Consider the following 14,803-nt stretch of genomic DNA (forward strand, 5'->3'; position numbering starts at 1 on the left):
ATAATTTTCCTTCTACAAGCTGCACGAAACACAGCCATCAACTTCTGTTCCACTCAATGCCTTTTGCCGCAGACGGATATAATAAACACTTTTTATACCTTTTTTCCAAGCATAAATTTGTGCACAGTTAACATCACGCGTAGTAGCTGTATCAGGAAAAAATAAAGTTAACGAAAGACCTTGATCTACATGCTGCGTCGCAGCAGCGTAAGTATCAATAATTTTTTCAGGCCCAATCTCATAAGCATCCTGATAGAAATCTAAATTTGTATTATCCATATAAGGAGCAGGATAATAAACGCGTCCAATCTTGCCTTCCTTACGAATTTCAATCTTTGAAGCAATTGGATGAATCGAAGAAGTCGCATGATTAATATAGGAAATAGACCCTGTAGGCGGAATAGCTTGAAGATTGCGATTATAAAGCCCATGTTCAATAACTAATTTCTTGAGCTCCTTCCAGTCTTCTTGATTTGGTATAATTATATTATTACGCTCAAAAAGCTCTTGTACAAGTGGAAATTGTGGTTTCCATTCTGTTTCAATATATTTTGTAAAAAAACTGCCATCTGCGTAAGCTGACTTTTCAAATCCCACAAATACTTTCTGACGCTCGCGTGCAATCAAATTGGAAGCACGCAATACGTGATATGCCACTGTATAAAAATAGATATTAGTGAAATCAATAGCTTCCGGCGATCCATAATAAATCCGCTCACGTGCTAAAAAACCATGCAAATTCATTTGTCCCAAACCAATTGCATGGCTTTCGGAATTGCCCTTTGCAATAGAAGGTACACACGCAATATTACTCATATCAGAAACAGCAGTAAGAGCACGAACAGCTGTTTCCACTGTCCAACCAAAATCACTGCTTTCCATCGCTTTTGCAATATTCATTGAACCAAGATTACACGATATATCATTCCCAACTGTACGATAAGTTAAATCTGTTTCCAGCTCACTTGCTTCATTTACCTGCAAAATTTCTGAGCACAAATTACTCATATTAATACGGCCCGCTATCGGGTTGGTTCTATTAGCTGTATCTTCAAATAAAAGATATGGATAACCTGATTCAAACTGTATTTCCGCTAATGTCTGGAAAAAAACACGTGCACTTATTTTCTTCTTACGGATTTTTGAATTATCAACAAAAGATCGATAATGCTCTGTCAAAGAAATGTCGCTAAAAGGCTTTCCCACAACCCGTTCAATGTCATAAGGCGAAAACAGATACATATCCTCATTATTACGTGCAAGTTCAAAAGTAATATCAGGGATAACAACACCAAGCGAAAGAGTCTTGATTCTAACCTTTTCGTCAGCATTTTCGCGCTTTGTGTCTAAAAATGTCATAATATCTAAATGATGCGCATGCAAATAGACAGCACCAGCGCCTTGTCGTGCACCAAGTTGATTAGCATAAGAAAATGCATCTTCTAATAATTTCATCACAGGCAAAACACCAGATGACTGATTTTCTATCTGTTTGATCGGTGCCCCTACTTCTCGCAAATTAGTCAAACAAAGCGCAACACCTCCACCACGTTTTGAAAGTTGCAAAGCTGAATTAATTGAGCGACCAATCGACTCCATATTATCTTCAACCCGCAATAGAAAACACGATACCAACTCACCTCGTTGCTTTTTCCCTGCATTTAAAAACGTTGGTGTTGCAGGTTGAAACCGCCCTGTAATAATCTCATCAACCAAACACTCAGCAAGAGTTTTGTTGCCTTGTGCTAAATATAAAGCAACAAGGCAAACACGATCTTCATAACGCTCAAGATAGCGCTTTCCATCAAAGGTTTTCAGCGTATAACTGGTATAATATTTGAATGCCCCCAAAAAGGTAGGAAAACGAAACTTAAATGCATAAGCACGTTTAAACAGCTTTTTGACAAAAGAAAAATCATAAAGCTCAAATAATGCTTTCTCGTAATAACCTTCTTCTATCAGATAATCTATTTTTTCCTTCAAATCATGAAAAAAAACCGTATTTTGATTAACATGCTGGAGAAAATATTGCCGTGCAGCAAGGCGATCCATATCAAATTGAATATGACCATTTTCATCATAAAGGTTAAGCATTGCATTGAGTGCATGATAATCTGTAATTTGATCCGGCTTCTGAAGCCCTTCCATATTTATTTTTTCCAAAACTTTTCTAATCCCTTTTTAACAAAAATAACGTCTTCATCTGTTCCACGCAACTCAAAACGATAAAGGCAAGGCACAAAACATTTTTCAGAAATAATCTTGCTTGCTAAACTATAATTACAACCGAAATTACGATTTCCACCTCCAATTACTCCACGAATTAATTTACGGTTTTCTATTTCATTAAGGAAGTGAATAACGGGCTTTGGTACCGCCATCCTACCTTCTCCATCTGCATAGGTAGGTACGACCAATATATAAGGCTCCCTAACTAACACAGATGGTTTTTTTTTATCAATTTTGAAAAGCTGTTGACCTAGCTGAGAAACGAAATACTCAGTATTACCCGTTACACTCGAATAATAGACAATAAGCCCCATTAGCCACAAAGACCATTAATCATATCTGGTCTAAAGCCCGACCAATGATTTTCACCACATACAACTACAGGAACCTGACGATACCCTAGAGATTGAATAAAATTATAGGCTTGTTCATCACGTGAAATATCAACGACACGATAATTAATACCTTTAGCATCGAAAGCACGATAAGTAGCATTACATTGGACACAAGACGGCTTACTATAAATAGTTATAGACATTCTCTTCAACTTTCATATTTCAAAAAAACAACCTAAAAAAGTCTACTCTGACAATTTATACAAATACTTACAAAATAATAAAAACAGCAAGCAACTTTCATGTAAAATCATTGCAGCTATATTTTAGTTACAAATAAATACAAACTTAAATATTAAGTTATGATACTTGATTACTAAATAATAAAAACTTGATGCTAACAAATGGTCATTTCACAACAACATTTACACAACAACATTTTTAACATCTTACTTTACTCATTTTCCATTCCCCTCTCTTACTGTTTTTATAAAAATAGTAAGAGGATGTTTCTTATATCCCTCTAGACTTCTTACATTGCAAAAAGGTTTTCGATTTACAAACAATACAAAAAGACCCTCCCTCGCTAAACAAACACTTTAGCGGAACTACTACCCAATTATTCATAATATAATTTTTGCTATACTGTAGAAGCAATCAGAGCTTCAAAAATGCGTGATATTCCCATTTGCGCTCATTTAAAACAATCAATCATTTCTATACTATATATAGTATACACGTACGTTATTTCGTCAAGAAAAATTCAACCATTATTGTGAATTTTCCACGATCTTCCCATCAAAGGATATAACCTTCAAAAACATATGCAATGATATAACATTTCATTGACAAATGTAACTATATAACATAACTTATAGAGAAAGAATAAAAATGGTATGGATATGTGCTTATATTTCAACAATGTAACACTAGGTTATGCAAATAGGACGATAATAAAGGATTTTTCAGCAAAATTAACAGTGAACTCATTAATCGCAATAATTGGTGATAACGGTTCTGGAAAATCTACATTGCTTAAAGCCATTGCAGGATTGATTAAGCCTATTAGTGGAAAAATTGTAAAACCAATGAAAAGCCGTATCGCTTATCTTGCCCAACAGTGTGAAATTGATCGAACGTTTCCAATCAATGTAGAAACGCTTATAAAGACAGGGCTGTGGTCTTTTTGTGGGTTGTTGAAAAACCAGCGCTCTTATCAAGATAAAATTAAAAATGCACTCGAAATAGTTGGGCTTACAGAGCTCGCTAATCGCTCGCTTGATACACTATCAAATGGTCAATTACAACGTGCTCTTTTTGCACGTATCATTGTACAGGATTCTGATATCATATTGCTTGATGAACCTTTCAACGGTGTAGATCTTAATACCCAAAAAGATCTTCTTGCACTAATTACCCATTGGCAAAAACAAGGACGAACTGTTCTTATGGCACTGCATGATCCTCTTATTGTTCAAGAGCATTTTCCCAAAACGATTCAAATCAATAAACAATGTGCCTTTTATAGAGAAACGACACCACTCCTCACCCCTAGTGACCATCATAGCATGCCATTTTTTATACCCAGTTTTTCTCCTAACAATTCATCAAAACAATATTTCCCTATCAATGATTCTAAGTAGATTGGATCACAATACGTGTACGAATTTTTCCTTGCACCTTTCATTGATTTCAAATTCATGCAAAATGCCTTAATCGGTTCGACTCTATTAGCCATTAGCGCCTGTCCTATTGGCGTGTTTTTAACACTACGTGGAATGAGCTTAATAGGCGATGCCATGTCTCATGCTATTCTTCCTGGTGTCGCAATTTCCTTTCTATTTTATGGGTTTGTCCTCATTCCTATGGCTATTGGTGGAATCATAGCGGGCATTATTGTCGCGTTAGCAACTGCCTTAATTTCACGCAATGGCTTTCAAAAAGAAGATGCATCAATGGCAGTCTTTTACCTTATTGCGTTGGCAGGAGGAGTTATTATTATTTCACTCAAAGGATCAACTGTTGATCTTCTTCATTTTTTATTTGGTTCAGTTCTTTCTATTGACACAGAAGCCCTTTGGTTAATTACCACCTTAATGTTGATAACAATGAGCAGTCTGTGTATTTTCTGGCGTGCTCTTATAATGGAAAGCCTTGATCCATTGTTTTTTAAATCACTTTCTCCCTTAGGAAAATATATCCATATATTATTACTTGGACTGACGGTATTTAATTTGGTTGGTGGTTTCCACTCACTAGGAGCTTTAATGTCAGTCGGCATTATGATGATTCCAGCCATCACAGCTCGTTTTTGGCTTTCGCGGCTAGGATTTATTTGTGTGCTATCTATCATTTTAGGAATAATCTCTAGCGCATTTGGTCTATTACTTTCTTTTCACATGTCACTTCCCTCTGGCCCTACTATTATTTTAGTTGCAGGATTTATCTATATTCTCTCTTGCTTCATAAGCCCACGCGGCCTTATTGCAGTACGGTTCCCTCGTCTTTTTTATACCTCTTCTTCATCATAGGAAAATAATATGCACACACGTGTTAAACAGCTTGCTTTGCTCTGCTTTATTTTATTCTTCCCCTTTTTTTCATCTTCTGCCACTGCAAATAATAAGATCAAAGTTGTCGCAAGCTTTTCCATTCTCGCAGACTTGGTAGAAAATGTAGGAGGTGATCATATTTCTGTGACAACTCTAGTTGGCCCTAATGCAAGCATTCACACGTATGAACCCACTCCACGTGATGTAAAAGTTCTTAAAGACGCTCATATTATTTTTGTAAATGGACTTCATCTAGAAGATTCTATTAACCGACTCATCGCAGCAAGCGATACAAAAGCATTTCTTATTGAAGCTAGTGCCAACATTCCCGCACTTACACTTAAAGATCAAGAACACGGTACAAAACATCACCATCATCACAACAGTATTGATCCACACGCTTGGCAAGCTATCTCTAATGTAAAAATTTATGTCAAAAATATTGCTGTTGCTTTTTGTACAATCGATCACCAATCATGTGAAAGCTATAACAAAAACGCTGATGCTTATCTCCAAAAACTCGATACACTGCAAACAGCTATCACAACACAAATTGCGACCATCCCAAAAGATAAACGTACCATTATTACATCTCATGATGCTTTTAGTTATTTTGCTCATGAATATGATTTTACTATACTTGCACCTCAAAGTATTTCAACACAGACAGAAGCCACCGCAGCAGATGTTGCCAACCTTATTAAGCAAATTAAAGCCAATAAAGCATCTGCATTGTTCGTTGAAAATATCTCCAACCCCCGCCTTATAGAACAGATTGCAAAAGAAACAAATTTGAAAATTGGGGGCACTCTTTATTCTGATGCATTATCGGAAAAAAACGGCCCTGCAGCAACTTATCTGAGTATGATGCAATACAACGTTAACACTATCATCAACGCAATGCAGACCACTCAAATTGTCAATAACTAAGACGTGAAAAACAACTTTTAAATAACATTCAAAACTATCAACAAACATTACAAAAATTCAACGGCATCTTACTGAAAGATAATAAATATTGTATATTCTTATCTAAACAAACCGCCTGATTTCATCTTTGATCAGGCCTCTATTCTTTTTTGAATTATTGCAGTCAATTACTTATACTTATTGGCATAATATTTCTAAAAACGGTAAAACTAGTAAGTTTATACAAATTCGTTTGACCTTTTTATGGTTCATGTTTAAATAAATTAACGTATTTCTGAAATGAACCATCATGGTATTATTTATACATCATAGTATATAATCTTGAAAGAACTGTGTTCCATTAACTTAAAAAAGGTGAATCATGAACCGTTTTTATCTTTCCGCAGCAGCATTTGCAATTGTTATGACTGCAGCAACAACGGGTTTCACGCAAACAAAAATCAGTTTTTGGCATTCTATGAGCGGTGAGCTAGGAAAACAAACAGAAAATTTAATTAATGATTTTAATGCAAGCCAATCTGATTACAAAATTATTCCTTCATTTCGTGGAGAATATGAAGAAAGCATGGTCTCACTTATTGCAGCATTTCGCGGAAAACAGCAGCCCGTTCTTGCCCAAATTTATGAAATTGGTACAAGTACCATGATGGCTGCAAAAGGTGCAATTTATCCACTTTATCAACTCATGAATGACACAAAGCAAGAATTTAACTCTGCAGACTATTTGTCTACCATCAGTAGTTATTACTCTGATGAGAAAGGACGGATGCTTTCCATGCCATTCAATGCTTCAACACCAATTCTTTTTTATAATAAAGACATTTTTAAAAAAGCAGGACTTGACCCAGAACAACCACCCAAAACATGGCAAGATATCGAAAATTTTTCCCAAAAAATTCTCGACAGTAAAGCAGCAAGCTGTGGTTTTACAATGGCTTATGCAGCCCAATGGATTGGTTTGGAAAATTTTTCAGCATTGCATAATATCCCCTTTGGAACAAAAGAAAACGGTTTTAATGGGCTTGATTCAGAACTAACCGTGAATGGACCTTTGCAAATACGTATGTGGACTGATCTTAAAAAATGGTCAGATCAAGGTATTTTTCGCTACGGTGGCCCAGCTGGTGCATTAGATTCAGCCCCAATGTTTATGGCACAACATTGTGCAATCTTTATACAGTCTTCAGGATCGCTTAGCAGCATCATTTCAGCAGCTCAGTTTAATGTTGGAGTTGGTATGCTGCCCTATTATGCTGATGTGCAAAATACACCACAAAACTCAATTATCGGGGGGGCTTCTATTTGGATTTTAAAAGGTCATACACCTGAAGAATATGCAGGAGCAGCAGCCTTTCTTAAATTCCTCTCGCGGACAGATAATCAAGCAAAATGGCACCAAACAACAGGCTATCTTCCCATCACAAAAGCTGCTTATGAGCTAAACAAAGAACAACATTTCTATGAAAAAAACCCAGGTGCAGATATCGCTATTCAACAAATTGATCTCAATCCACCAACAGAGAACTCAAAAGGAATAAGATTTGGTAACTTGCCACAAATTCGTTCTATCCTTGATCAAGAATTGGAAGCTATTCTTAACGGCTCTAAAACACCTAAAGCTGGATTGGATAAAGCGGTTGAACGTGGCAATAAGCTTTTACGTGAATTTGAAAAAGCTAATCATTAAGATTTCACAATTATTGTTAAAAGCTAAAAATTCGACTTTAAAAGCCGATTTTTCCAACTTTCTTTTAATTTCTTTTCCAACGCCTCTTACTAAAGAGCACCGCAAATGCAAGAAAAACATGCATATTTTAAAAATAGACTACTCCCTTATTGTCTACTCTTTCCTCAGCTTGCTATAACTTTCTTGTTTTTCTTTTGGCCTACTGCCCAAGCAATAAAATCATCCTTTGAGCGTGAAGATCCATTTGGTTTAACCACAACTTTTATTGGGTTTGAAAATTACCTAACAGTTCTCTCTGATCCAATTTATATAAAATCATTTCTTACAACCATAATATTTTCTGTCTCTGTTACTATTGTTTCAATGATGATATCGCTTCTTTTAGCGGTTTCAGCTGATCGCGTTATTCATGCAAAAAAGGCTTATACAATACTCTTGCTCTGGCCTTATGCGGTTGCCCCCGTATTAGCTGGTATATTATGGTTGTTTATCTTCCACCCAACTATTGGAATTGTTCCTTTTCTTCTTGAGAAAATAAATATTATTTGGAATCACCGCATTAATGGTACTCAAGCAATGATCCTTATTGTGATTGCTGCTAGCTGGCAACAAATTTCCTACAATTTTCTCTTTTTCCTAGCTGGACTTCAATCTATACAACAATCTCAAATAGAAGCAGCTGCTATTGATGGTGCTGGTCCTTTTAAACGATTTTGGACTATAGTCTTCCCACAACTTTCACCAACAACCTTTTTTCTTCTTGTTATCAACATCAATTATGTCATGTTTGATACATTCGGCATTATTGATAATATAACTTTTGGAGGACCTGCGCATGCAACAACCACGCTTGTCTATAAAATATATGACGACGGTTTTAGAAACCAAATAATCGGTGCATCAGCAGCGCAATCAATAATCTTAATGTTTATGGTTACTGGCTTAATACTTATCCAGTTTCGCTGGATTGATCGCCGTGTACAATATTAAGGAAAGAAATTATGGTTGAAAATCGCCCTTTTTTGACATTTCTGACCCATCTTATCCTCATTGTTGGCATTATCATTATTTGTTTTCCAGTTTACGTTGCTATTATTGCTTCAACTCATAACTCAGCTGCATTTAGCTCGGGAACAATCCCTCTCTTACCAGGGCAATACACTTTAGAAAATTATAAAATAATTTTTGGTGATGGTCTTGCGCAACATGGTCTTCCAAACCTCTTACCACTTTTAATAAACTCACTCATAATGGCAATTGGTATTAGCGTTGGAAAAATTATTATTTCGCTCCTCTCTGCTTACGCAATTGTCTATATGCGCTTCCCTTTTCGTAAAACGGCTTTTGTTTTGATCTTTGTCACATTAATGTTACCTATAGAAGTTCGTATTATTCCGACATATGCAGTCGTTGCACAGTTAAACATGATAAATACTTACAGTGGAATGATTATTCCATTGATTGCTTCGGCAACTGCTACATTTTTATTTCGTCAATTCTTTTTGACTATTCCCGATGAACTTTTAGAAGCTGCTCGCGTTGATGGTGCAGGACCATTTAAATTTTTTAAGGATATTCTTTTACCCCTTAGTAAAAATAATATAGCTGCTTTATTTATTATTATGTTCGTTTATGGATGGGTACAGTATCTCTGGCCTTTACTTGTTATGACAGATCAAGACCACCAAACCATTCTTATTATCCTGAAACAACTTATTGTAGAATCACTTCAACATGATCCTCAATGGAATATCCTTATGGCAGTATCAGTTGTCGCTATGGTACCACCTGTTTTAGTTGTCATCTGCATGCACCGGCTTTTTGTTAAAGGCCTCATTGAAACGGAGAAATAGCCGTGGCTATCATTCAGTTATCAAATATAAAAAAACAATATGACAATGACACTGTGGTCATTAATGATTTAAACTTAACCGTTGCTGATAGCGAACTTCTTGTTATTGTTGGTCCCTCAGGATGTGGAAAATCAACTTTATTACGCATTATTGCTGGGCTCGAACAAGTCACTTCAGGTGAGCTCTATATTGATAATGAACATATCAACGATTATGAACCGGCTGATCGTGACATTGCTATGGTTTTCCAAAATTACGCACTCTATCCACATATGACAGTACGTGGAAACTTGGAATACGGCCTTAAAAATAGAAAAACACCCAAAGAAGAAATTAAGAGGCGTGTGACACATGCTGCAAAACTTTTGGAAATAGAGCCATTTCTTGATCGCAAACCACAACAATTATCAGGAGGGCAACGCCAACGTGTTGCAATGGGGCGTGTTATTGTTCGTCAACCACGTGTCTTTCTTTTTGATGAGCCACTTTCAAACCTTGATTCAAAATTACGTACACAAATGTGTATCGAAATAAAAAAACTACAACGCTCACTAAAAACAACTAGCCTTTATGTCACCCACGATCAACTAGAAGCTATGACACTGGCTGATAGAATAGTCGTCATGAATCAAGGAGCTATCGAACAAATTGGAACACCAATGGAAATTTACGATTATCCAGAAACAATATTTGTTGCAAATTTTATTGGCTCTCCCCCTATGAATTTTCTTGATTGTCAAGCTCTAGAACAACATTTAAACAGTTCATTTTCTTGTAGTGAACAAACTGATATTTTAGCATTTAGACCGGAAGCAATTTTGTTGGGTGAGCATCCAGACAAAGGCCCCGTTTTTCATACGTATATTGAACTTATCAAACCTGTAGGAACAGGGTGTCATGTCTTAACACGTTGGAATAATACCGTTTTCACAGTTGATATAAAAGAGCGCCTTACAAGTAATTATGGGCAACAATTAAATTTCACTGTTCCTAATCAAAGTTTTCATACTTTTAACAAGATTACAGGAAAACGCACATAATTAATAAAGCTTAATTTAAACCTCATAAGCTTTTTTAGAAAGCTCTTTACTTAATTAATTTTCGTCTTTGTCATGATGTATAAGACTATTTTTCATTTTTGTGAACGTAATTGTAAAGCAAGATCAGGTTGATCTGTTGTAATGTAATGCACAGGCATATCAAGCCAATGTGATAAACGAGCCTTCCCGTTTATTGTCCAAACACCGACAGTAAAGCCAGCATCAAGTGCAGATTCAATAAATTTTCGCGATACAATTGAACCATCTAAACTCAGATCAGAGTACCCTAATTTTTTCCATTTAAAAAACTGGTAAGACATATCACCTTCAAAATTATCTATACATGGACCAGATGGTATTCCTGCTTCAATAAAAGGGCGCAAACAAGTAGAATCAAAACTGATTGCTGAAACTCTTTTTGCCAAATTGCGGCTATTAATCAATCCAAGGGCTTTTTGAGATAAAATATATTCGCGCTCAATTGCACCACATGTTTTGATTTCAAGATGCAGTGCAACGTTTGTTGGCACTAAAAGATCTAATAATTCTTCTAGTAAAGGAGGAGACTCAGTACTGCCTTTTACGCAAAGTTGCTTGCGTGTTTCATTATCAATATCATGAATATACCCTTTTTGCCCTACCAATTGCTCAAGGCAAAAATCATGAAATACAACCACCTCACCACTTTTAAGGAGATGAACATCACATTCAATTTCATCAACTCCCAACGCAATTGCATGACGAAACGCTGAAAGTGTATTTTCAGAATAGAGATTAGCTCCACCACGATGAGCAACAATTTTTGGTTTAAACATAGATTATTTTTTACTTCCAAACTCAATTAAAGAGAATAAAAATAAGGATTAAAGGCAATATCAACCCCAGAATACTCCTTCTAAGAAATTATTCTTTTCTTTCAATTACCTAAAATGCCACTCCCCAACAGCTTTTGATTCTTCAAACACTTGCATCTGATTCTAATTATTCCCATTCAATAGTACCAGGAGGTTTTGAAGTTACATCATAAACAACACGATTAATACCTCGAACTTCATTAATAATACGCGTTGCTACCTTGCCCAAAAAATTCATATCATACGGATAAAAATCAGCAGTCATACCGTCCACAGATGTTACAGCACGAAGAGCACAAACAAATTCATAAGTGCGTCCATCACCCATAACACCAACAGTTTGAACAGGAAGAAGAACAGCAAAAGCTTGCCAAATTTCATCATAAAGGCCTGCTTTACGAATTTCATCAAGGTAAATAGCATCCGCTTCACGCAAAATTTCTAGTTTTTCAGGCGTTACTCCACCTGGACATCGAATCGCAAGACCGGGACCTGGAAAAGGATGGCGGCCAATAAATTGCTCAGGCAAACCTAATTCTCTCCCCAAAGAGCGGACATCATCTTTAAACAATTCACGCAATGGCTCTACAAGTTGCATATTCATTCGCTCTGGTAATCCACCCACATTATGGTGACTTTTAATTGTTATCCCATCACCAACAGCTGAAATACTTTCAATAACATCTGGGTAAAGTGTTCCTTGAGCTAAAAACTGCGCACCACCTACCTTTTTTGCTTCTTCTTCAAAAACTTCAATAAAAAGGCGACCTATAGTTTTGCGCTTTTTCTCTGGATCTGTTTCACCCTTCAAAGCATTGATAAACCTATGAGCAGCATTAACATAAACAAGCTTTATATTATAATTATCGCGAAACAATGTAAGAACTTCTTCAGCTTCATTCTTACGCATCAACCCATGATCTACAAAAATACATGTCAGTTGCTCTCCTATCGCTTCATGAAGTAATACAGCTGTAACCGATGAATCCACCCCACCTGAAAGACCACAGATCACCCGACCTTTTCCGACTTTTTTGCGAATCGCAGCTATAGCCTGATCACGATAAGCAGCCATGGACCAATCACTTTTAAGACCACAGATTTTATAAACAAAATTTTGCAAAAGTTTTATACCATCTGGTGTATGAACAACTTCAGGGTGAAACTGCACTGCGTAAAAATGCCGTTTCTCATCAGCAATGGCAGCATAAGGAGCACCTTGCGATGTTCCGATTACACGAAAACCTTCTGGCAAAGCTGTTACACGATCACCATGGCTCATCCATACTTGTTGAGATGACCCTTTTTCCCAAACACCATCAAAAAGCGCACTTTCTTCTTTTACTTCCAAAGAAGCACGTCCAAATTCACGCTCATGTCCAGCTTCAACTTTTCCACCAAGTTGAACACACATGATTTGTTCACCATAACAAATACCAAGAACTGGGATGCCGGCTTCAAAAATTTCTATCGGAGCACGCGGTGAGCCATCATCAACTGTCGAATAAGGACTACCTGATAAAATAACAGCTTTAGGTTTAATACTTTTGAACTTCTCTAAAGCCAATTGAAAAGGAACAATTTCGGAATAAACGCCTATTGCCCGCACTCGCCGTGCAATCAGCTGTGTAACTTGTGAACCAAAATCAATAATAAGAATAGTATTTGAATGCGATGTACTCATAGAAAACCAATCAATAATTGCAAAGAATAGCAAATGAGATTTATGATTTAATCTTTCTCTTTTCACAAGCCTTTTGGCATTAGAAAAATATCATTGTTATACAATTTGAAATAAAAAACGTGGAAATATATCTTCAATGCTTCTTTTGTAAAACAGCTAAAAAGAAACCATCTGTCTGAGTTGATGCTGGCGATAAAGTCAATCCATAACTCGAAAATATTGGTTGTATAGTTGAAGAACTAAAATGTCGCTGCCAAAGTGCACGCAAATCTATAGGAAAAAAATTGGAATGTTGTTGAAGAAAACGGGAAATTTGCTCTTCATTCTCATCTATAAAAAGAGAACATGTAATATAAACTAAACGTCCATTTGATTTAAGATAAACCAATGCCTCATTCAAAATAGCAAATTGCTCTTCTTGGCGTTGTTTTATTTGTTCTGGTGTCAAACGCCATTTTGCATCTGGGCGACGGCGCCATGTTCCTGTTCCACTACATGGAGCATCTAATAAAACTATATCCATCTGACCTACTAATGGCTTTAATTCTTCTACATGCACCCGTGATTGTACATTATGGATACCAGCTCGGCGAAGACGACTAAAAATAGGAGCCAAGCGGACTTTATTTGAATCATAAGCATAAATTTGCCCCCGATTATTCATATTGGCAGCCAAAGCTAATGTTTTTCCACCAGCTCCTGCACAATAATCTAATAATTGTATACCTGCTTTTGTTTCTGTAAGATGAGCAACAATTTGAGATCCCAAATCTTGTACTTCAAAGTGCCCTTTTTGGAAGGCAGGTTCAGCTTGCACATTAGGATGACGTCCAAATTTTTCAATTGGTGCAATTCTTAAAGCTTGCCGAAACCATGAAAAAGATTGAACTTTTATTTTTGCTAATTCTTTAAGCACTTTCTCTGGTGTTGCTTTTAAACTGTTCACTCGTAAATCTAACGGAGGACGTGTTGCTAAAGCAGCAGCTTCAGTTACCCAATTGTCGGCAAATAAGGGTTGAAGATAAGCTTGACACCATTGGGGAATATCACCACGAATATAGTCTGGTGCATCAACAAGCTGACGTTTTTGCCATGAATAACGCTGTTTAAGCGCTAATAATTGTGGTGCAAACCGATCTCCTTCTAAAGTGCTATCAATCTGTTCAATGGTCATTGCTCCGGTATCTAACAAAGCTCCAAAAGCTATGTTTCGAATATCATCACTATCCATACGCCATTGTAATGAATAACGTCGTCTTAAAACATCATAAACAATTGTACCAACTGCTGCACGATCACTTACTCCAGCAAAACGATGAGAAAGCCCCCAATCTTTCAGAGCTTCACTTGCAGGACGATGCCGCATCTCTATCTCTTTTAGAACATCTATTGCTGCTTGCAAACGTCCACCTAATCGCAATTCATTCTCCTATTCAAATGCTATCAATAAATAATTAAATTAAAAACTTTAAATGATCTTCTTCATTTTCAGCTATAATCTAAAATAACCCCCAAATTTATCACTGAAAACCGAATACTTCTCACTGTAGGCTAGAATTTTATTCTGAAGAAAAATAGAATTATTACTTCTATAACTTGTAGATATTAACGAAGATTATAAGTCTCTTCTATAAGCAAT

13 protein-coding genes are annotated in these 14,803 nt (G+C 36.3%); 7 read left to right on the forward strand and 6 right to left on the reverse strand.

Annotation, left to right across the window (positions count from 1 at the left end; genetic code table 11):
• Window positions 1-12: 12 nt before the first annotated feature.
• From nrdE to nrdH, 3 genes are read right to left on the reverse strand one after another with little or no spacing between them, the layout of a single operon-like run.
• Entirely contained in the window at window positions 13-2,163 is a 2,151-nt protein-coding gene (nrdE, locus tag J7R05_RS03255) for a class 1b ribonucleoside-diphosphate reductase subunit alpha (RefSeq protein ID WP_208541169.1), read from the reverse strand.
• Window positions 2,151-2,543: a class Ib ribonucleoside-diphosphate reductase assembly flavoprotein NrdI gene (nrdI, locus tag J7R05_RS03260; RefSeq protein ID WP_078662973.1), complete on the reverse strand. Its 393-nt coding sequence runs from the start codon at window positions 2,541-2,543 to the stop codon at window positions 2,151-2,153. Before nrdI ends, nrdE begins: the two co-directional genes overlap by 13 nt.
• Window positions 2,543-2,767 carry a glutaredoxin-like protein NrdH gene (nrdH, locus tag J7R05_RS03265; RefSeq protein WP_007477950.1) on the reverse strand — a complete coding sequence of 75 codons (225 nt, stop codon included), beginning with the start codon at window positions 2,765-2,767 and terminating at the stop codon, window positions 2,543-2,545. The genes nrdI and nrdH overlap by 1 nt, the downstream gene beginning before the upstream one ends.
• Before the next feature lie 699 nt (window positions 2,768-3,466).
• Between nrdH and J7R05_RS03270 the strand changes: the two genes are divergently transcribed.
• The 7 genes from J7R05_RS03270 (at window position 3,467) to J7R05_RS03300 (ending at window position 10,626) form a co-directional block, all read left to right on the forward strand.
• A complete protein-coding gene (locus J7R05_RS03270) occupies window positions 3,467-4,207 on the forward strand; it encodes an ABC transporter ATP-binding protein (protein ID WP_208541214.1) in 741 nt (246 codons plus the stop codon).
• Window positions 4,208-4,222: 15 nt separating this feature from the next.
• Entirely contained in the window at window positions 4,223-5,095 is an 873-nt protein-coding gene (locus J7R05_RS03275) for a metal ABC transporter permease (protein WP_208541170.1), read from the forward strand.
• 9 nt (window positions 5,096-5,104) lie between these two features.
• Entirely contained in the window at window positions 5,105-6,046 is a 942-nt protein-coding gene (locus J7R05_RS03280; RefSeq protein WP_208541171.1) for a metal ABC transporter solute-binding protein, Zn/Mn family, read from the forward strand.
• 361 nt (window positions 6,047-6,407) lie between these two features.
• A complete protein-coding gene (gene ugpB, locus J7R05_RS03285; protein ID WP_208541172.1) occupies window positions 6,408-7,733 on the forward strand; it encodes a sn-glycerol-3-phosphate ABC transporter substrate-binding protein UgpB in 1,326 nt (441 codons plus the stop codon).
• Between the two features lie 105 nt (window positions 7,734-7,838).
• The gene (gene ugpA, locus J7R05_RS03290) at window positions 7,839-8,723 is read left to right on the forward strand and encodes a sn-glycerol-3-phosphate ABC transporter permease UgpA (RefSeq protein WP_208541173.1); all 885 of its coding nucleotides are present in this window, start codon (window positions 7,839-7,841) and stop codon (window positions 8,721-8,723) included.
• Between the two features lie 11 nt (window positions 8,724-8,734).
• Complete coding sequence (ugpE, locus tag J7R05_RS03295) at window positions 8,735-9,586, forward strand: sn-glycerol-3-phosphate ABC transporter permease UgpE (RefSeq protein WP_078689473.1); 852 nt, start codon at window positions 8,735-8,737, stop codon at window positions 9,584-9,586.
• 2 nt (window positions 9,587-9,588) lie between these two features.
• Window positions 9,589-10,626: a sn-glycerol-3-phosphate import ATP-binding protein UgpC gene (locus J7R05_RS03300; protein WP_208541174.1), complete on the forward strand. Its 1,038-nt coding sequence runs from the start codon at window positions 9,589-9,591 to the stop codon at window positions 10,624-10,626.
• A 92-nt stretch (window positions 10,627-10,718) separates the two neighbouring features.
• On the opposite strand, the gene J7R05_RS03305 is transcribed toward J7R05_RS03300, so the two are convergent.
• The 3 genes from J7R05_RS03305 to J7R05_RS03315 all read right to left on the reverse strand — a co-directional run bounded on the left by J7R05_RS03305 (window position 10,719) and on the right by J7R05_RS03315 (window position 14,584).
• Window positions 10,719-11,441 carry a glycerophosphodiester phosphodiesterase gene (locus J7R05_RS03305; RefSeq protein ID WP_208541175.1) on the reverse strand — a complete coding sequence of 241 codons (723 nt, stop codon included), beginning with the start codon at window positions 11,439-11,441 and terminating at the stop codon, window positions 10,719-10,721.
• Window positions 11,442-11,607: 166 nt separating this feature from the next.
• Window positions 11,608-13,164 (reverse strand): glutamine-hydrolyzing GMP synthase, encoded by a 1,557-nt coding sequence (gene guaA / locus J7R05_RS03310; RefSeq protein ID WP_208541176.1) that lies wholly within the window; start codon window positions 13,162-13,164, stop codon window positions 11,608-11,610.
• Window positions 13,165-13,297: 133 nt separating this feature from the next.
• Window positions 13,298-14,584, reverse strand: coding sequence for an RsmB/NOP family class I SAM-dependent RNA methyltransferase (locus J7R05_RS03315; protein WP_208541177.1), 1,287 nt, complete (start codon window positions 14,582-14,584; stop codon window positions 13,298-13,300).
• Window positions 14,585-14,803: the final 219 nt, after the last annotated feature.

Source organism: Bartonella capreoli (assembly GCF_902813205.1).
Classification (GTDB): domain Bacteria; phylum Pseudomonadota; class Alphaproteobacteria; order Rhizobiales; family Rhizobiaceae; genus Bartonella; species Bartonella schoenbuchensis.

What these genes read in the sequence shown, in the direction of transcription:
- guaA (WP_208541176.1), bottom strand. Translation starts at nt 13,164, where the DNA reads ATGAGTACATCGCATTCAAATACTATTCTTATTATTGATTTTGGTTCA.
- ugpA (WP_208541173.1), top strand. Translation starts at nt 7,839, where the DNA reads ATGCAAGAAAAACATGCATATTTTAAAAATAGACTACTCCCTTATTGT.
- nrdI (WP_078662973.1), bottom strand. Translation starts at nt 2,543, where the DNA reads ATGGGGCTTATTGTCTATTATTCGAGTGTAACGGGTAATACTGAGTAT.
- J7R05_RS03270 (WP_208541214.1), top strand. Translation starts at nt 3,467, where the DNA reads ATGTGCTTATATTTCAACAATGTAACACTAGGTTATGCAAATAGGACG.
- J7R05_RS03280 (WP_208541171.1), top strand. Translation starts at nt 5,105, where the DNA reads ATGCACACACGTGTTAAACAGCTTGCTTTGCTCTGCTTTATTTTATTC.
- J7R05_RS03305 (WP_208541175.1), bottom strand. Translation starts at nt 11,441, where the DNA reads ATGTTTAAACCAAAAATTGTTGCTCATCGTGGTGGAGCTAATCTCTAT.
- ugpB (WP_208541172.1), top strand. Translation starts at nt 6,408, where the DNA reads ATGAACCGTTTTTATCTTTCCGCAGCAGCATTTGCAATTGTTATGACT.
- ugpE (WP_078689473.1), top strand. Translation starts at nt 8,735, where the DNA reads ATGGTTGAAAATCGCCCTTTTTTGACATTTCTGACCCATCTTATCCTC.
- nrdH (WP_007477950.1), bottom strand. Translation starts at nt 2,767, where the DNA reads ATGTCTATAACTATTTATAGTAAGCCGTCTTGTGTCCAATGTAATGCT.